Origin of the sequence: Neobacillus rhizosphaerae, from assembly GCF_050477885.1 — a bacterium.
Classification (GTDB): Bacteria; Bacillota; Bacilli; order Bacillales; family Cytobacillaceae; genus Neobacillus; species Neobacillus rhizosphaerae_A.
In genome coordinates, this window is sequence record NZ_JBCNAC010000019.1 from 27,042 (window position 1) to 45,609 (window position 18,568).

Below are 18,568 nucleotides of genomic sequence, written 5' to 3' on the forward strand. Positions count from 1 at the left end.
GATGCGCTCATATACTAAATCAATTGAAGCATTTAAAGAAGCCCAAACCCTTATGCCTGGCGGCGTAAACAGTCCAGTTCGTGCCTTTAAATCAGTGAATATGGACCCGATTTTTATGGAAAGAGGAAAAGGGTCTAAAATTTATGATATCGATAGCAATGAATACATTGACTATGTACTTTCATGGGGTCCTCTGATCCTTGGACATACAAATGATCGTGTCGTGGAATCAATGAAAAAAGTAGCGGAGCTTGGTACTAGCTATGGTGCTCCTACTTTGATGGAAAATGAGTTGGCAAAGCTTGTGATTGAACGTGTTCCATCAATCGAAGTGGTTCGGATGGTATCATCAGGTACGGAAGCAACGATGAGTGCCCTTCGTTTAGCAAGAGGATATACAGGTCGTAATAAGATTTTGAAATTCGAAGGCTGCTATCATGGCCATGGGGATTCCCTATTAATTAAAGCTGGTTCAGGTGTGGCTACACTCGGTCTTCCTGACAGCCCTGGCGTTCCTGAAGGGGTAGCATCTAATACGATTACGGTAGCATACAACGATCTTGAAGGCGTAAAATATGCGTTTGAGCAATTCGGTGAAGATATCGCCTGTATCATTGTTGAGCCAGTTGCTGGGAATATGGGTCTTGTTCCGCCGCTTCCAGGATTCTTGGAAGGGCTGCGTGAGATTACTTCCTCTAATGGCGCTTTGCTTATTTTTGATGAAGTAATGACTGGTTTCCGTGTGGGTTACAACTGTGCACAAGGTTATTTCAATATAACGCCTGATATCACTTGCCTTGGAAAAGTAATCGGCGGAGGACTTCCTGTTGGGGCATACGGTGGTAAGGCTGAAATCATGCGCCAAATCGCTCCAAGCGGACCGATTTATCAAGCAGGAACACTTTCAGGTAACCCGCTTGCTATGACAGCAGGTTATGAAACATTGAGCCAGTTAACGCCGGCACATTACGAGGAGTTTATCCGTAAGGGCGATCTTCTTGAAAAAGGCTTTAAGGCTGCTGCTGAAAAGTACGATATTCCTATTACGTTTAACCGTGCTGGATCTATGATTGGTTTCTTCTTTACGAATGAAGAGGTTATTAACTTTGAAAAAGCAAAGACATCTAATTTAGAGTTCTTTGCAGAGTACTACCGTGAAATGGCGGAGCAGGGTATCTTTTTACCACCTTCTCAATTCGAAGGATTATTCCTATCGACTGCCCATACGGATGAAGACATTGAAAAAACGATTCAGGCAGCGGAAGTTGCTTTTTCGAAGCTTAAATAAATCTAGTTGTAGGCACCCACCCATTATGGTGGGTGTTTTTTTGCGGGGATAATTTGGTTAAATGTGGTAAATTATCCAATAACCCTGAAAAATGAGCCAATCCATCACAAAAATGAGCCAATCACTGGCTAAAATGAGCCAATAATGTTTAATTTTGAGCCAATCATTAAAATTCAATAATAAAATTACCTGAATTTAAGTTTGTAAACGCCAAAATAGCTTGGTTTGTGGTGCGAAATTACACTCGATCATGCATTTGAAATGATTTATCAGCGAATTTTGAGCTTCTATCAGCGAATTTCCCTAATGTATCGGCGAATTTATGATTTTTTCAGCGGATCGAACTTTTTTATCAGCGAATCACGATTCTCCTAATTCTTTCCCTCCACAATAATGTTTTTTATCATAAAAAAACCCATTGGTTCATAGAGTGTAAGTGACATAGTGATTTTGCGTGAAGGATACGAAAGGAGGAGTCGCTTTGTCCCAAGAGAATCAATCGTGCCTACGATTTTCTTTGGAGGAATCTTTGTGGTTTAGAAAAGGACAGGAAGTCGAGGAACTTCTATCGATTTCTCTAGACCCGGATATTACCATCCAGGAAAATGATCAGTACGTAACCATACGTGGTTCGTTGGAGCTCACCGGCGAATATAAAAGTTACGAACCTAGCAATGAGGGTGGCGAACAGGAAGTAGCGTCACAAAAGTTTGTAGAGAGGGTGGCAGAACGCGAGGAGGGCACCTGTGAATTTTCACATCGCTTCCCAGTCGATATCACCATCCCAAACAATCGGATTCAAAGCATCTATGACATTGATGTTCTCGTTGAATCTTTCGATTATGCTACACCAGAGCGCAGCTGTCTCAAGCTATCTGCAGAATTGACCATTAGTGGTTTATATGGTGCAGAGCAACAGGAACAAGAAGAACCTGAATATGAGGTACTTAACCGTTACGAAACAGAAGAGGCTGAGGAAGAAGCAGCCATTGAACAAGCGGCAGTTCAGAGCACATATGAAAACAACTTCTTATTTGAAGCGGAGGCAAGAAAACAACAGGAAGAGGAAGAAGTAGAAGTATTGCCGAAGTTCCCAACCTTTAACTATCAGCCTTCAGCAGAAGAACAAGAAGAATTTGAGCCTGCATGGGCCAGAAATGAAGGCGGCCAGCCGGTTGAAATCGAAGAAGAGGAAATCGTTGTTCAAGAACAACCGGCACCACAACCAGAGGTTATTTTTGAAGAGGAAGTAGTGCATGTAGAAGAAAGCTCATCATCCCCTGAGGAAGCACCGAAGGTCAAGAAGAAAAAGGCAGCAAAGAAGAAGAGTATGACACTTACCGAATTTTTTGCAAGGAAAGACGAAAACTCAGCCCAAACCAGTTTAAGAGTGTGCATAGTACAGAAGGGGGATACAGTAAATACCCTCGCAGACCGTTATGATGTCACGGTTCAAAATCTGTTGCGTGAAAATAATCTGGAACTCAATCAAGATGTGTATGAGGGTCAGGTATTATACATCCCTAGTGCTTTTGCAAAAAAATAACCATTCACGAGTGTTGAGCGGGTTTTATTTAACCTGCTCAGCTTCTTTTAAAAGCTATTTCGGCTTTTTCATTGAAAGAAGGGCGAATTCAAATGAATGAGACCAACCGAGTACAACAGCTGGCACCGATTTTACAAAATTATTATATTGAGCCTCATTTTGTAGAGGAGTATGGCACCGTACAAAAAATTTATTCCAATAAAGGGACATTTGCCTTAAAGAAAATCAATCCCTCTATCGGGACTGATTTCATTCGCCATGTTCATCTTTTATACCAAAAAGGGTTTAATCGCATCGTCCCAATTTATCCAACAATGGACGGCAGGTATGCCGTGTTGCACGAAAATGATCTGTACTATCTCATGCCCTGGATGCCAAATGATCTAAAAGATAACCGCGAGCAAACTAATCTTCAGTTATTTCGCGAATTAGCGAGACTTCATACCCTATCGGCAAAAGAAATCACTGTCAACAAAGAAGAACGAACAGAGCATTATGAAAAAACCATTCAAGAGATGGAAAAACAGCAGGAATTCCTGGATGGATTTATCGATCAATGCGAAAAAAAGACCTATATGTCTCCGTTCGAATTATTGTATTGCATGTATTATAACGAAATTAGCCAAGCGCTAAGATTTTCAAAAACAAAATTTGAAGAATGGTACGAGAGCACGAAGGAAAACGAAAAGGCCCGCATGGTAATAACCCATGGGAAATTAGCTTCTGAGCATTTTTTGTATGATGATCGAGGATACGGCTATTTTATTAATTTTGAAAATGCCCGTTATGGTTCACCGATACATGATTTGCTCCCTTATATTTCTCGTGCAATCAATACCAGACCAAAGCGGAGTGATACGGCGATTGACTGGGTGTATCATTATTTTAAATACTTCCCGTTTAAACCGGATGAGAAGTTATTATTTTTCAGCTATTTAGCTCTTCCCATTCCTATCATACAGGTAGCGGAGAGCTATTATCGAAAGCAGCGGCCAAAGAATGAGCTGAGGTATGTAAGCCAGCTGCAGCACCGATACTGGCATTTAAAGAATTCTGAGTATATTGTAATGAAAATGACGGAAGTAGAAAACGCACAAAAAGCAAAAGAAGGAGCCCAGCAGCAGTCATAACTCTGCAAGATGGGCTCCTTAAATAATGTCAAAATAAATGGATACAGCAAGAACAAGAAAACAGGTTAATAGTAGTACATCAAAGACGGTTGGTAAAAGTAACGTCCGGATAAATTGAAAAATACTAAACGGAATAATCAACTGGGCAGCAATCCTTCGGCACGTGATGAACCAAGGCTTGTATTTGTATTTATGAAAATTCCTCTTCATCCCAGAACCTCCCCTTTGGGATTTGACCTTTCTTTTATATATATTCCAATTGCCTATAGAAGTTCTCCATTAAAATACATACAGTATAAAAAATAAAAAAATTGGTTATCATGATTGACGTCAAACCCTTTTTTTCGGTAGTATAACTATATAATTTAAAAAACAAGCAACGACAGGGAAGAGTACGATGCCAGCCTACTTTTAGAGAGGGAAATCATTAGCTGAAAGATTTCCTAAGAGGAACATCAGAAGGTCGCCCAGGAGCTTCTTCTGCGAAAAGGTCCAATGATCTGATTAGTTGAAGACGGATGAAATCCGTTATCCCGTTAAGTGCCAATCATATTTTTATGATTGGAAAAAAGGTGGTACCGCGAAGCAAACTCCATTCGTCCTTTTATGACGAATGGGGTTTTTTGTTTTTTCACGGAAGTTAAGAAGGAGGAATTTTAGATGGAAACAAAAGAACTAACAATGCCAACGAAATACGACCCGCAATCAATTGAAAAAGGTCGTTATGACTGGTGGCTACAAGGAAAGTATTTTGAAGCAAAGGATGACGAGGGGAAACAGCCATATACCGTTGTTATTCCACCGCCTAACGTAACAGGTAAGCTTCATCTAGGTCATGCATGGGATACAACCCTTCAAGATATCGTTACACGTATGAAACGGATGCAAGGCTATGATGTTCTTTGGCTTCCTGGTATGGACCATGCGGGAATTGCCACACAGGCGAAGGTAGAAGAGAAGCTTCGCAGTGAAGGCAAAAGCCGTTACGATTTAGGACGTGAAAAATTCGTTGAAGAAACATGGAAGTGGAAAGAAGAATATGCGTCCCACATCCGTCAACAATGGTCAAAGCTTGGTTTAGGCTTAGATTACAGCCGTGAGCGCTTCACTTTGGATGAAGGGTTATCAGATGCCGTTCGTGAAGTATTTGTTACTCTATACAATAAAGGATTAATTTACCGCGGTGAATATATTATTAACTGGGATCCTTCTACGAAAACAGCCCTATCTGACATTGAGGTAATCTATAAAGATGTTCAGGGTGCTTTTTACCATCTGAGATATCCTTTAGCAGATGGCACTGGATCCATCGAGGTTGCGACAACACGTCCAGAAACGATGCTGGGTGATACAGCTGTTGCGGTTCATCCTGAAGATGAGCGCTATAAGCATTTAATTGGCAAAACCGTCATTCTGCCAATCGTTGGCCGTGAAATTCCAATCGTAGCTGATGATTATGTAGATATGGAATTCGGTTCAGGAGCGGTTAAAATTACCCCTGCACATGACCCGAACGATTTCGAGCTTGGTAACCGTCATAATCTAGAGCGTATCCTTGTGATGAATGAAGACGGCTCTATGAACGATAAAGCAGGAAAATATAAAGGCATGGATCGCTTTGAATGCCGTAAGCAAATTGTAAAGGACCTTCAAGAACAAGGCGTTCTTTTCAAAATTGAAGAGCATCTTCATTCCGTAGGTCATTCCGAACGTAGTGGTGCAGTTGTTGAACCTTACCTATCCACGCAATGGTTCGTTAAGATGCAGCCATTGGCAGATGAAGCAATTGCTCTTCAAAATAAAGAAAACAAAGTAAACTTTGTTCCTGACCGTTTTGAGAAAACCTACTTGCGTTGGATGGAAAATATCCGTGATTGGTGTATTTCACGTCAGCTTTGGTGGGGACACCGGATTCCGGCATGGTACCACAAAGAAACAGGTGAAGTATATGTTGGTCAAGAGGCACCAGCAGACGCTGAAAACTGGGAGCAGGACAAAGACGTATTAGATACTTGGTTCAGCTCAGCATTATGGCCGTTCTCAACCATGGGCTGGCCGAACAAAGAAGCAGCAGATTTTAAACGTTACTTCCCAACAGACGTTCTGGTAACAGGTTATGATATCATTTTCTTCTGGGTATCCAGAATGATTTTCCAAAGCATCGAATTTACAGGTGAGCGTCCGTTTAAAGATGTTCTGATCCATGGTCTTGTTCGTGATGAACAGGGACGTAAAATGAGTAAATCACTTGGTAATGGTGTGGACCCAATGGATGTCATCGATCAATATGGGGCAGACTCCTTACGATACTTCTTATCGACAGGATCGTCTCCAGGTCAGGATTTACGCTACAGCACTGAAAAAGTTGAAGCTACCTGGAACTTCGCTAATAAGATTTGGAATGCTTCTCGTTTTGCCTTAATGAACATGGACGGCATGACCTATGAAGAAATTGATTTCAGTGGTGAAAAATCCGTTGCGGATAAGTGGATCTTAACGAGGTTAAATGAAACGATTGATCACGTAACCAAGCTTTCTGATCGCTATGAATTCGGTGAAGTGGGTCGTGCGCTCTACAATTTCATTTGGGATGACTTCTGTGATTGGTACATCGAAATGGCGAAGCTTCCATTATATGGTGAAGATGAAGCGGCTAAGAAAACAACTCGTTCTATCTTAGCTTATGTATTAGATCAAACGATGCGTCTGTTACATCCGTTTATGCCGTTCATTACCGAGGAAATTTGGCAGAACCTCCCACATGCTGGTGAGTCCATTACAACGGCTGCATGGCCAGAGGTGAAATCAGAGCTTTCCGATGAACAGGCAGCACAGGATATGAAGCTTCTTATGGAAATGATTCGCGCGGTACGTAACATTCGTGCGGAAGTGAATACACCAATGAGTAAAAAAATTAAAATGTTGGTTAAAGCGAAGGACGTATCAATTCTAAAAGCTGTCGAAACAAACCGCAGCTATATTGAGCGCTTCTGTAATCCAGAGGAATTACAAATGGGGATCACTGTTGAGTCACCTGAGAAGGCTATGACGGCTGTCATTACAGGCTTAGAAATCATACTTCCGCTTGAAGGCTTAATTAACATTGACGAAGAAATTGCCCGCCTTGAAAAAGAATATGAAAAATTAAATAAAGAAGTAGAGCGGGTTCAAAAGAAATTAAACAATGAAGGATTTATGAAGAAAGCACCAGAAAGTGTCGTTGCTGAAGAGCGTGCAAAGGAACAAGACTATCTAGAAAAGAGAAACATTGTTGACGCACGTATTAAAGAATTAAGAGGATAATGAATGTTGGTGAGGCGAATTCCACTTTGGAATTCGTCTTCACTTTATAAAAAAGGGGTGTCACGAAATGTTTACTACATATAAAGAAGCCCTAGACTGGATCCACGCAAGATTACGGCTTGGGATTAAGCCTGGTTTGAAGCGGATGGAATGGATGATGGACAAGCTTGGGTCCCCTGAAAAGAAGATTAAAACGATTCACGTAGGTGGCACAAACGGAAAAGGTTCAACGGTCACCTATCTTCGAAATATTCTAGAAGCAGCAGGATATGTAGTGGGTACTTTTACCTCACCATATATTGAGCAATTTAATGAGCGCATTAGTGTGAATGGAAAACCGATTACCGATGAAGAGCTTTTACACCTGGCCAACGTCATTCGACCATTGGCGGATGAATTAGAAGAAACAGAGCTTGGCGGGCCGACTGAGTTTGAAGTGATCACCGCTATGTCGTTTTATTATTTTGCAGAGATGGGAAAGGTAGATATTGTGGTTTATGAAGTAGGTCTAGGGGGACGATTCGATTCCACTAACATACTGCAACCATTAGCTTCTATTATTACGAATATTGGATTGGATCACACAAATATTCTGGGAAACTCATATGAGGAAATCGCTTTTGAAAAAGCAGGAATCATCAAGGAGCACACTCCGATTTTTACGGCAGTCAAACATCCAGGAGCTCTTAACGTAATAGAGAATCAGGCAGAAAAAATGAAGGCACCGATTTATCGATTGAATCAGGAATTCTCTTTAAGTGGACACGAATCATTAGCTAAGGGAGAAGTATTCAATTTGACCACACAAGAACAAATGATAAATGGGCTCGAAATCAGTATGATCGGTCAGCATCAAACGGAAAATGCGGCCCTTGCAGTCTGTGCAGCAAAATACTTAAATCAAGAGGGTTCGTTTCCTATCAGTGATCAAGCTATTAGAAAAGGCTTGAAAAAGGCTTACTGGCCAGGCAGATTTGAAATCCTATCTGAAAAACCGTTAGTCATCATTGATGGGGCTCACAATGAGGAAGGGATTACAGCTCTGGTCCAAGAATTATCAACGAGATATAAACAGCAACATATCCATATTGTATTTGCCGCATTAAAGGATAAAAAGCTGGATGAAATGATTGCAAAGCTGGACCAGGTAGCGAATCAACTCTCATTTGTCAGCTTTGACTTTCCTCGAGCAGCTTCAGCAGAAGAATTACTACAAATCAGCCAATCGGCTAATAAACTGGCTATCGACAACTGGGAATCCTATCTATTAGAAGAAATTCAGGACCTCGATTCTAAGAGTATCTTGGTCATAACCGGTTCACTATATTTCATTTCTGAAGCAAAGCCACAAATTTGTAAATATTTGAAAAATATGACGATTTCTTTGTGACAAGCTATAGTAAAAGTGGTAAAATGATTTTATCTTGAATTTGTGATAATTGGGGGAGGTGGGGCAAGATGAATGTGAAACCACAAACAAAACAAGCCATTTTTCTTGTATGGTTTTTATTAGTTCCTTCAGGGCTGTGGTTTACCTATCATACGTACCCGCCTGAGATTAACGGGCATTGGATAGATCTATTAGCCTTTTTGCTATTAACCTCAGTGGTTGCCTCCATGCCTATTGTCATTAACGAAATGTTTATCTTTTTAATTCAATGGGTGGCGCTCGCTACCTTTTTGCGGTTTGGTTTATTTGTAGAAATCATCTTTGCACAAATTGCAGTCGTAGTTTTAGTTCTAAAGCTGAGGATTCTCCGTAAGGGTGAATTGTTCCGCTTACCGCTTAATTTGATTATGTTCTTTTTCGTTTCTTTTTTAAGTGGCGGTTTATATTATTTACTTGGTGGAGATACAGGAGAAAAACTAAAAATTAATGCAGACTTCTTGTTTCTGGCGGTCTTGTATGCTGTACTAAGCTATACTTTAAATCAAGTAATTCTCGCATTTAATTTGTATGTGATTTATAAAAGTAAGGATCCCTTTTTTGGGAAAGAATTATTTGTCGAAACAATCACAACGTTAATTACTTTCCCAATTGGATTCATCTTGTACATTCTCTATAATCAAGTGGGCTTATTAGCCCTTCTGTTTGTAGGAATTCCGTTTGTCAGCTTATCTATGGTATTTAATCTCTACTATTCTAGTGAAAAAATAAATGAGTACTTGCAAAAGGCAGCGGAGATTGGTCATCAAATGGCTGAACGCCTGTTTATTGAAGATGTTGTTGACCTATTCATTAAAAAATTAAGTGAAATGCTGCCGGTGGATTATACTTATATCCTTGAGGCCAGTGGCGATGAACTGAAATTGATTCGACGGATTGAATCAGGAAAAGTATTACCAAATGATCAGCAGTCTATGAGTATCCATGAAGGAATCAGTGGAATGGTTTGGGCAAACCGAAAGGCCTTTTTATTCAAAACAAAGAAAGATTGGATTGAGTATTCGAATGGTTACATTCCGGAGGATGCCGAGAGTATTCTAGGTGTACCCATTATTCGAAGTAAAAAGTTAATTGGTGTCTTACTATTAGCATCAAGAAGAAAACGAGCTTATGAAAAATCGCAGCTAATGATTATCGATATTCTTTGTTCTCATTTTGCTGTCGCTATTGAAAATGCACGCCATTATGAGCAAACTAAGAGACAAAGCGAGCGTTGTGCCTTAACGAATCTATATAATTATCGTTACTTTGAGAATATGCTAACAGAAGAATTTGAAAAACTCACCCGTTTCGAACTCAAAATGCTTTCACTAATTATTCTCGACATTGACCATTTTAAAAACGTGAATGACACGTATGGCCATCAAAGTGGTAACGAGATTCTTTGTGAACTTTCTAATCGTCTAAGTAAGCTGGTAGGAGGACGAGGGACTGTTGCACGTTATGGTGGTGAGGAATTTGTGGTCCTATTACCGGATGTATCAAAAGAAGATGCCTATCAAATGGCTGAACTCATCCGTCAATCCATCGCCAACTGGCCATTCAGCATAAGCCAGTCGTTAGACCAAAAACAGCAGCAGGTCAGAATCACTGCTTCCATCGGTGTGGCAACCGCACCAGAAGATGCCGAAGATGCATTAGCATTAATCCGCCATGCAGACCGGGCACTTTATGTGGGGGCGAAGCGGGCAGGTAGGAACCGGGTAGCGGAGTATTCTTCATGTTAAATATAATAATACAAAAAACCGCAGGTTCCACTTTGGGACCTGCGGTTTTTTTAGTATTTAACTTTTGTTCCTTTGTCCGCATTAAAAAGCCATTCACTAACTGCAGGAGTATAACAAGTATTTTTTGCAATTGGGTAGTCAACTAGTTTAAAATTGGAATCTAGCTTGTATGTTTTACCTGTAATACAAACCCCATATGCTTCCCCAATATTTACAATGGTGTTTGCGAAAATAGCATCCCCATATATATTTATTCTAGCTGAGCCTTGCAAGGTTAACTTAGTAATGTATGCATCCCCTTTTACAGTTACAGAGCGTTTACCTTCTATAACGATATCATTACTAAAATAAGTTGAATACTCATAAGGTTTATCTTTATTTTTATCTTTGGAGCTATTCAGCAATAAAACTTGTTGTGTTTCATTCGTTGTATAAGAGGATGGTGCTGGTTTTGGCTGCCCTACTTTATTCGATTGTGAAATTTTATCGATTGTGAAAAAACCATTAACTGTTGCGGGTTCACCTGACGCAGTTCCTTTACTCTCAAAGTTAATAATGATCTTATTTGAAACAGCATCAGAATTAGGGGGATCTATGGTTTTAAAAGTGATTTCAAATTTATTGTTAGTAGTGTCAACCTCTACTGGGGCTATACTATTCCTTAAAGATGTTAATAATGCTTCATGGAAATAATAGTCATAGGACTTAGTATTAGTTGCAATAGCTTTTTTTGCTGTAGCAGTTGCCTTAGCTGTGGTAACTAAATTAGTAACTATGGGCTGATAATAGGTTATCCCCATTTCTGCTAAGTCAGTGGCTTTGTTATGGAAATCAGTTTTTTTTACTTGAGTTCTAGCGTTTAATGCTGCCCCACTTAAGGCTAAACCTAAAATCATTACTACAGTCATAACAATCATAACAAGAATCAGCGTGTAACCTTTTTCGCTCTTTATAATAATCACCCCTAATACTGTTTTATAACTGTGTTTACCTCATATGATTGTCCTTTTTGATTAAACACCTTTATATATATAGTAAGTGCTTCTGCTGGATAAATAACTTTTTCACCAGTAAGTTCAACCTCATCAATTTTAATGTTTATACTCAATCCTTCTTTTTTCATTGGAACGAGGTCTGTGGATGATTTACCGATATAGACGTGTTCACTATCATCATATTTAATTAAATAATATTCTTTTGAATTAACATCAAGGGAATGCAACGATTCTTTTTGATGGTAATTTTTTATAGTAGCTAATATTAGATTAGCTTCTTGGTTTAAATTTACCTTTTCTGAAATATTATTGTAGTTTTTTTTTGAACTAATTAGTACTCCATATATGACTGAAGAAATAATTAACAGAATTGAAAGGGCTGCTAAAACTTCCACTAGCGTGATTCCTTTTTGATTTTTCATGTCTCACCTTCGAATATAAGTGTATGTTTCAGATTTATTACCAGCACTTGTAGGATCTTGGACAATGATTTTAAACATAATTAGATTCTGGGAGCTATTTTTTGATATTTCCACTGTTACATCATACCTAGGATCAATAGTATCATCTATTAATCCTTCTATTTCAGTTTTTGTTAATGGTGTTTTTATTACCTGCTCCGAAGTATTGATAATAAAATTGTCAATTAAATCTTGTTTTGTAATTTCTATTTCAACTAAGTTAACAATTTTTTGTGCAGTTTGCATAGTATCTAATTTTTGATCGTTATTCTTGGTAAATAATGCTGACTGGGTAAAAAAGCTTATAAAAGATGTTAGAATAATTGCCAGCAATACAATTGAAACCAGGATTTCTACTAATGTTAGTCCTTTTTGACTACGCAATCTTCCCTCCATAAAAATTCCCGCCTTCTGCTTTAAAAATACTTAATAGTATTATACAATATTTAGTAGGCGATTTTTGTCTAATATTTGAAGAAAAGAACAAAAAGTAATAGATTTTGATAAAAAAATGTTGTTTTTTAGGATATATGAATTAATATGTGAGGGTGTGAATAGATGGTATCAATAGCGTGGGCCATAAGTTCTATGTTTGGACTTATGTTAATTATAGCGATCTTACCATTAGGATTTACTAGTAAAGGTAAGATATATGTTGTAATAACTAGTTTTTTGTTAGCGATAGGAGGACTAGCAGCCGTTCCAGTGTTTCCGCTTTGGGAAACTGCATTAATGCTAATGTTAGTTATTATTTTACTAGCATACTTTATGGGAAACCGTAGTGGGGCTATGATTTTTAAGGGAAACACTGTTGAAGAAGAAGTTCCAAGTGCAGAATATATCACTCCTGTCCGAAATACAAAAATAGAAAAAGAAACCACTAATATAGAGCTTACTGAGTTAAACATAAAATTACCTTTTGTTTCTGACAGTAACCTGCAAGGTCAGAGTGCAGTCCTACAAGTAATGGAAAAAACATTCAATGAAGAAAGTAATATTTTAGAAGAAGATATTTCATTTTTATTAGAGCGGAATAGAATTACTGTTAACGACGAACAAAAAATAGTTGAGGTCACACCAGAAATCGATTATTTATCTGAGATAGAGAGTTTGCTAGATGGAGATTTATCAGTAGGGAAAAACTATGTGAATAACGATTTCTTGGAGAAAGTGGACGATTTACTGCCGTTCCAAGAAGATGATTCAGAAGGATTGCCAATATTGGACGAGTTAGAAAGTTTAATAGATAATGCATCAGCAATGCATTATTCAAATAAAGAGGTGGCAGCAGCTCAAGATGAAAAGGAAGTTAAGAAAAATTTAATCTTACAAAAGTAATCTGAGGGGGAGAAATTTGAATAAGAGTCATCAAATTATTAAGCTGTTTATTGTTTTACTATTTGGTACAGCATTTATTTTTAGCTTCTCCCATTATGGTGCGAAAGCTTTCGATAAATTAACAAATGCTGACGGAAGGTTTTCGGATGGAACGACTATTGGAACCCTTGACCTGTCAGGCAAAACGAAGGAAGAAGCTATTAGTCTTATAGAACATAAATATACAAACTGGCCAAAGGAAACGACTATTCAACTGCAATATGGAGAAACAACTGCTGATATTGATTTAAGTCAATTTCATTTAGATGCGAATAAGACCATCAATTCGGTTAAAGATGGTCAAAAAAATAAAGCTGTAATGACAATTGACAAAGCTCAGATAGTAGAACAAGTAGAAATTCTATTTCCACAATTAAAAAGCAGTGATCTTGACGTAGACAAACTCACCCTTAGTTTAAATGAAATGGCTTCACTATTTGAAGCAGGGTCTCATAGTTTTAATATCTATAATGACTTTCTACTAGCTGCGAGCAAAAAAGAGACTATTTTAAATTCCGTTGTAATTGATTTAGACAATGTTCCGTTTGATCTCCAGTCCTTAGTAGAGAAAAATCCCACAATCGAACTTCAAAAGGAAACCACTTTCTCACTGCTAGACTTAGCGAAAAAAGATAATATAAAAGATAGTTATGCATTAGATGTATTAGCTACAGGTATTTATCAAGCAGTGCTACCATCGAACCTTAACATTATCGAAAGAAACATCAGCAGTTCATTACCAGAATACGCATTATTAGGCTTTGAAGCGAAAGTAAATCAAAGTAAGGACACAGATTTAGTTATAGCTAACCCTAATAAGGCAAAGTATAATCTGGAGCTGCAATTAACCAATAGTCAATTAAAGGTTACCCTAATGGGTGAGAAGTTTGCTTACAACTATAAAATTAGTACAAAAGAAGAACAAAAGCTCAAGCCTAAAGTGATTGTTCAATACAGCCCATTACTTTTACCAGGAAAAACCAAGGTTCAGACAATTGGGACAGAGGGTCTTATTATCAGGGTTTATAGAGATGTTTATCAGGGAGAAGCATTTATAAAAAGTGAATTAATTTCTGAAGATTACTATCCTGCCACCTATCAGGTTGAGATTCATGGACTAGGAGATAATGTTCAAAGTCAACCTGCTGTAACTACAAGCCAGACAACTACTGAGAATAGTAGTCAGACTACGACTCCATCAGACTTAACTGGAAATACATCAACAACAAATGGGGACATAACACCACAACAATCATCTGATAGTGACATTTGGGGAAATCCGAATGAACAACCAAAATAAAGCAGGGATAAACTATGAAGCAAGTTAGAAAAAGACTTGGTGATTTATTAATTGAAGTGGGACTAATTACCCTAGAGCAGCTCCAACTAACACTGGAGGAAAAGTCGAAGAATCAAAAAATTGGGGAGGCGCTCCTCCAAAGAGGATTTATTACTGAACAACAATTAATTGAAGTGCTCGAATTCCAGCTTGGTATCCCACACATTAGTTTATTTAACTATCCTTTTGATACAAATCTTTTTTCCCTTATCTCTAAAGAATCGGCCAGAAGAAATTTGATTATTCCACTAAAGCGAGAAGGGAATAAGCTCTTTGTCGCTATGGCAAATCCAATGGATTTTATTGTCATTGATGATTTACGCTTATCTACAGGGTTTCAAATCCAGCCCGCAATAGCCACAAAGGACGATATTCTTCGCTCAATTAATAAATATTATAATGTCGATGAAGGATTAGACGAACTCCTAGGTGAATTAAGGCAAACGGAAAAGGGCCGGTCAGAAGATGTTACAGACCTTGATTCGCCAATTGTCCGTCTTGTGAACCAGATTCTAGCGAATGCCGCTGTTCAAAAGGCGAGTGATATTCATATTGATCCCCAGGAGACGAAGGTCGTTGTTCGCTATCGTGTTGACGGTGTTTTACGGGTGGAACGAGTTTTACCTCGCCACATGCAAGGGGTACTGACAGCTAGAATAAAAATTATGTCTAATCTGGATATAACTGAACACAGGACACCTCAGGATGGCCGGATTAAAATGAATCTCGATTTTCATCCCGTGGACCTACGTGTTTCAACATTGCCCACGGTATATGGTGAAAAAATCGTTATGCGCCTTCTTGATATGGGTTCAACATTAAATGACCTAAATAAGCTTGGATTTAACGCACTGAATATGAAACGATTTAATGAAATGATTGAAAAACCAACTGGAATTGTGCTGATTACAGGTCCAACCGGGTCGGGGAAATCTTCCACGCTTTATGCAGCATTAAATAAATTAAACAGTGAAGAGGTCAACATAATTACTATCGAAGATCCTGTTGAGTATCAACTAGAAGGAATTAATCAGATACAGGTGAACACCAATGTAGGGATGACCTTTGCGGCTGGATTAAGGTCGATTCTTCGTCAGGATCCGAATATTATCATGGTCGGCGAGATCCGTGATAAAGAAACTGCGGAGGTAGCTATCCGTGCCTCTCTTACTGGTCACTTAGTGTTGAGCACCCTTCATACAAATGATTCAATCGGTACCGTAACCAGATTGATGGATATGGGAGTAGAACCCTTTTTACTTGCATCTTCTTTAAGTGGAATTGTATCTCAGCGACTTGTACGAAAAGTGTGCCGTGATTGTCAAGAAATACAGGAACCAACTAAACGCGAGCATGAAATTTTTGCAAGACGCGGGATGAAAATTGAAAAGATTACACGTGGGAAAGGGTGTTCCTCCTGTAATATGACCGGTTATAAGGGTAGGATTGCCCTTCATGAAGTACTGGTGATCAATGATGAAATGAGTCGGGCAATGATGAATGGCGAGTCATTCCAAAGGCTTAAGGAACTGGCTAATAAAAATAGAACCATCTTCTTGATAGATGATGGCTTGTTAAAAATTAAACAAGGGTTAACAACGACAGAAGAAGTACTGCGCGTAGCAATTTTGGAGTAGGAGTAAATGAACATGAGAGAAAAAATCGATTCCATACTTAGGGCTGCGATTGAATATAAGGCATCCGATGTTCATTTAACTGTCGGAGTCCCTCCAGTCATGCGGATTAATGGTGATTTAAGAAGATATGGTGCTGATAATTTGCTGCCAGCAGATACGGAAGCTATGGCAAAAGCTATTATTCCTGATAATATGTGGGACATTTTTAAGGAAAAAGGGGAGTTGGATTTCTCATATGGTGTTCCAGGCAGTTCGCGGTTCCGTGTAAATGCCTATCATCAACGAAAAAGTGTCTCTCTAGCCTTAAGGGTTGTTGCATCTAAGGTTCCAGCCATTGAAGACTTAGACCTTCCAGAGATTGTCCATAAGTTAGTAGAGAAGCCACAAGGACTTATTCTTGTAACGGGTCCAACCGGAAGTGGAAAATCAACAACTTTAGCTTCTATGATTGATTATATGAATCGCACGATGAGAAAACATATTATCACCTTAGAAGATCCAATTGAGTATTTACATCGACATGGAAATTCTATCATTGATCAACGAGAAGTAGGATTTGACACAAACAATTATGCAAGTGGTTTAAAGGCTGCGCTTCGCCAGGACCCTGATGTTATTCTTGTGGGAGAGATGAGGGATCTAGAGACGATGTCCATTGCCATTACAGCAGCAGAAACCGGACATCTTGTACTTGGAACACTCCATACATCAAGTGCACCAACAACGATTAATAGGATTATTGACGTTTTTCCATCCGCACAACAGCCACAAATACGTATACAGCTTGCTTCAGTGCTAGTTGGTGTTATCTCTCAACGTTTATTTCCCACTGTGGATAAACAAGGCAGAAAAGCTGCAACAGAAATACTAGTGAATAATGCGGCAATCGCTAACTTAATTCGAAATGAGAAAATACACCAAATACAAAGTACGATGCAAACGTCCCGAGCCCAGGGAATGCATACTCTTGAAATGAGTATTAGAGATTTAATTGACCGGAGTGTGATCCAAAAGGATGCAGCGTCACAATACCTACAAGAAAAGATGTTGTTAAATGGCTAGGTTTAAATATGAAGGGCGTGATCGAAGAGGTAAGCGACAGGGCACCGTTACTGCGAGTTCTAAGCGCGAAGCGATGATGAAATTAAAGGATGAGGGAATCCGAGTTATTGAAATGACGGAGGTTCCAGAGACCTTGCTGACAAAGGATATTTCTTTTGGAGATCCTGTGAAACTTCAACATTTTGTGATCTATCTTAGGCAATTCTCTACATTAATTAAGGCGGGAGTAACCGTTGTTGAAGCAACAGTTATACTCTCTGCTCAAACAGAGAGTAAAGCGCTTAAAAAGGCACTACTTAGCGTAGAAGAAGACTTACGAGAAGGGAATCCACTTTCGGAAGCGGTGTCTAAGCACAAAAAAATATATACCCCAATGTTTATTAATATGGTCAAAGCAGGGGAAGTGAGCGGGAACTTAGATGAGACGCTAGACCGCTTGGCTGAGCATTTTGAGAAGCAACATTATACCAGGCAAAAGATAAAATCTGCGCTTGCATATCCAGTCGTTGTCGGAATTATTGCCATTGCAGTTGTTATTTTTTTGCTCGTAGCTGTTGTCCCAACCTTTGTAACAATGTTTGCAGATTTGGGTGGTCAGTTGCCAGCAATTACTAGATTTGTTCTTTCTGCAAGTGAATTTATGCAATCATTTTGGTGGATATTAGCTATATTGATTTTTGCTATTATTTTTCTATTTACCTATTTAAATAGTAATAGTAATACCAAATATTACTTAGATTATATGAAATTAAGGATGCCGATTTTTGGGAACTTAATGCAAAAAGCTGCTTTGGCAAGGATGATGCGGACACTTAGTTCATTGTTTTCAAGTTCTGTGCCAATTCTTCAAGCAATGTCAATCGTTGAAAAGGTTGTAGAAAATGAAGTCCTTGCTATGGTTATTCGTGATTCAAGAGAATCTCTCGAGAAAGGGCGATCAATGACAGAGCCGATGTATAAGCACTGGGCTTTTCCACCACTTGTCACACAAATGATTGCAATAGGGGAGGAAACTGGAGCATTAGATGCGATGCTATCTAAAATTGCTGAGTTCTACGAGAAAGAGGTTGAAACTGGTACAGATCAGCTAAAATCACTAATTGAGCCTTTAATGATTGTTATACTAGCGGCCTTAGTTGGGACAATCGTTACATCAATTATGGTTCCAATGTTTGACATGTTTAATCAAATTCATTAACATATATTGATAATTTATTAATAAATTTGATAAGAAGTGACATAATACCAAATAATTC

15 protein-coding genes and 1 other annotated feature are annotated in these 18,568 nt (G+C 38.7%); of the genes, 11 read left to right on the forward strand and 4 right to left on the reverse strand.

From position 1 onward, the window contains the following. Position 1 precedes the first annotated feature (1 nt). The 3 genes from hemL to ysxE all read left to right on the forward strand — a co-directional run bounded on the left by hemL (position 2) and on the right by ysxE (position 3,964). A complete protein-coding gene (gene hemL, locus ABES03_RS02235; protein WP_430114781.1) occupies positions 2-1,288 on the forward strand; it encodes a glutamate-1-semialdehyde 2,1-aminomutase in 1,287 nt (428 codons plus the stop codon). A gap of 454 nt (positions 1,289-1,742) precedes the next feature. Then, complete coding sequence (gene spoVID, locus ABES03_RS02240) at positions 1,743-2,834, forward strand: stage VI sporulation protein D (protein WP_430114783.1); 1,092 nt, start codon at positions 1,743-1,745, stop codon at positions 2,832-2,834. A gap of 92 nt (positions 2,835-2,926) precedes the next feature. Next, a complete protein-coding gene (gene ysxE, locus ABES03_RS02245; protein ID WP_430114785.1) occupies positions 2,927-3,964 on the forward strand; it encodes a spore coat protein YsxE in 1,038 nt (345 codons plus the stop codon). An 18-nt stretch (positions 3,965-3,982) separates the two neighbouring features. On the opposite strand, the gene ABES03_RS02250 is transcribed toward ysxE, so the two are convergent. Further along, the gene (locus tag ABES03_RS02250; RefSeq protein WP_309860309.1) at positions 3,983-4,174 is read right to left on the reverse strand and encodes a hypothetical protein; all 192 of its coding nucleotides are present in this window, start codon (positions 4,172-4,174) and stop codon (positions 3,983-3,985) included. A 160-nt stretch (positions 4,175-4,334) separates the two neighbouring features. After that, positions 4,335-4,571 (forward strand) — a binding site (T-box leader). Between the two features lie 53 nt (positions 4,572-4,624). Between ABES03_RS02250 and ABES03_RS02255 the strand changes: the two genes are divergently transcribed. The 3 genes from ABES03_RS02255 (at position 4,625) to ABES03_RS02265 (ending at position 10,441) form a co-directional block, all read left to right on the forward strand. Continuing rightward, positions 4,625-7,267, forward strand: a complete 2,643-nt coding sequence (locus ABES03_RS02255) for a valine--tRNA ligase (RefSeq protein WP_430114788.1) — start codon at positions 4,625-4,627, stop codon at positions 7,265-7,267. Between the two features lie 67 nt (positions 7,268-7,334). After that, on the forward strand, positions 7,335-8,657 hold the full coding sequence (locus ABES03_RS02260; protein WP_430114790.1) for a bifunctional folylpolyglutamate synthase/dihydrofolate synthase: 1,323 nt from the start codon (positions 7,335-7,337) through the stop codon (positions 8,655-8,657). 68 nt (positions 8,658-8,725) lie between these two features. Beyond that, positions 8,726-10,441: a sensor domain-containing diguanylate cyclase gene (locus ABES03_RS02265; RefSeq protein WP_430114791.1), complete on the forward strand. Its 1,716-nt coding sequence runs from the start codon at positions 8,726-8,728 to the stop codon at positions 10,439-10,441. 50 nt (positions 10,442-10,491) lie between these two features. Here ABES03_RS02265 and ABES03_RS02270 read toward each other — a convergent pair whose 3' ends face one another. Genes ABES03_RS02270 through ABES03_RS02280 form a run of 3 tightly spaced genes read right to left on the reverse strand, consistent with a single transcriptional unit; the run spans position 10,492 to position 12,293 of the window. Beyond that, positions 10,492-11,403: a type II secretion system protein gene (locus tag ABES03_RS02270; RefSeq protein WP_430114792.1), complete on the reverse strand. Its 912-nt coding sequence runs from the start codon at positions 11,401-11,403 to the stop codon at positions 10,492-10,494. A gap of 2 nt (positions 11,404-11,405) precedes the next feature. Further along, positions 11,406-11,858: a PilW family protein gene (locus ABES03_RS02275; RefSeq protein WP_430114795.1), complete on the reverse strand. Its 453-nt coding sequence runs from the start codon at positions 11,856-11,858 to the stop codon at positions 11,406-11,408. A gap of 3 nt (positions 11,859-11,861) precedes the next feature. Continuing rightward, positions 11,862-12,293, reverse strand: coding sequence for a PulJ/GspJ family protein (locus ABES03_RS02280; RefSeq protein WP_430114796.1), 432 nt, complete (start codon positions 12,291-12,293; stop codon positions 11,862-11,864). Positions 12,294-12,455: 162 nt separating this feature from the next. On the opposite strand from ABES03_RS02280, the gene ABES03_RS02285 reads away from it, so the two are divergent. The 5 genes from ABES03_RS02285 to ABES03_RS02305 are packed head-to-tail and all read left to right on the forward strand — an operon-like array spanning position 12,456 to position 18,510. Continuing rightward, the gene (locus tag ABES03_RS02285; RefSeq protein ID WP_430114797.1) at positions 12,456-13,235 is read left to right on the forward strand and encodes a hypothetical protein; all 780 of its coding nucleotides are present in this window, start codon (positions 12,456-12,458) and stop codon (positions 13,233-13,235) included. Between the two features lie 16 nt (positions 13,236-13,251). Beyond that, complete coding sequence (locus ABES03_RS02290) at positions 13,252-14,574, forward strand: VanW family protein (protein ID WP_430114799.1); 1,323 nt, start codon at positions 13,252-13,254, stop codon at positions 14,572-14,574. 14 nt (positions 14,575-14,588) lie between these two features. Beyond that, positions 14,589-16,250, forward strand: coding sequence for a GspE/PulE family protein (locus ABES03_RS02295; RefSeq protein WP_430114801.1), 1,662 nt, complete (start codon positions 14,589-14,591; stop codon positions 16,248-16,250). Positions 16,251-16,262: 12 nt separating this feature from the next. Further along, positions 16,263-17,312 carry a type IV pilus twitching motility protein PilT gene (locus tag ABES03_RS02300; protein ID WP_430114802.1) on the forward strand — a complete coding sequence of 350 codons (1,050 nt, stop codon included), beginning with the start codon at positions 16,263-16,265 and terminating at the stop codon, positions 17,310-17,312. Further along, on the forward strand, positions 17,305-18,510 hold the full coding sequence (locus tag ABES03_RS02305) for a type II secretion system F family protein (RefSeq protein ID WP_430114803.1): 1,206 nt from the start codon (positions 17,305-17,307) through the stop codon (positions 18,508-18,510). The genes ABES03_RS02300 and ABES03_RS02305 overlap by 8 nt, the downstream gene beginning before the upstream one ends. Positions 18,511-18,568 lie beyond the last annotated feature (58 nt).

Coding starts and splice junctions, on each gene's coding strand:
- ABES03_RS02265 (WP_430114791.1), top strand. CDS start 8,726: ATGAATGTGAAACCACAAACAAAACAAGCCATTTTTCTTGTATGGTTT.
- ABES03_RS02300 (WP_430114802.1), top strand. CDS start 16,263: ATGAGAGAAAAAATCGATTCCATACTTAGGGCTGCGATTGAATATAAG.
- ABES03_RS02250 (WP_309860309.1), bottom strand. CDS start 4,174: ATGAAGAGGAATTTTCATAAATACAAATACAAGCCTTGGTTCATCACG.
- ABES03_RS02295 (WP_430114801.1), top strand. CDS start 14,589: ATGAAGCAAGTTAGAAAAAGACTTGGTGATTTATTAATTGAAGTGGGA.
- ABES03_RS02305 (WP_430114803.1), top strand. CDS start 17,305: ATGGCTAGGTTTAAATATGAAGGGCGTGATCGAAGAGGTAAGCGACAG.
- ABES03_RS02260 (WP_430114790.1), top strand. CDS start 7,335: ATGTTTACTACATATAAAGAAGCCCTAGACTGGATCCACGCAAGATTA.
- ABES03_RS02255 (WP_430114788.1), top strand. CDS start 4,625: ATGGAAACAAAAGAACTAACAATGCCAACGAAATACGACCCGCAATCA.
- ABES03_RS02275 (WP_430114795.1), bottom strand. CDS start 11,858: ATGAAAAATCAAAAAGGAATCACGCTAGTGGAAGTTTTAGCAGCCCTT.
- ysxE (WP_430114785.1), top strand. CDS start 2,927: ATGAATGAGACCAACCGAGTACAACAGCTGGCACCGATTTTACAAAAT.
- ABES03_RS02280 (WP_430114796.1), bottom strand. CDS start 12,293: ATGGAGGGAAGATTGCGTAGTCAAAAAGGACTAACATTAGTAGAAATC.
- ABES03_RS02285 (WP_430114797.1), top strand. CDS start 12,456: ATGGTATCAATAGCGTGGGCCATAAGTTCTATGTTTGGACTTATGTTA.
- hemL (WP_430114781.1), top strand. CDS start 2: ATGCGCTCATATACTAAATCAATTGAAGCATTTAAAGAAGCCCAAACC.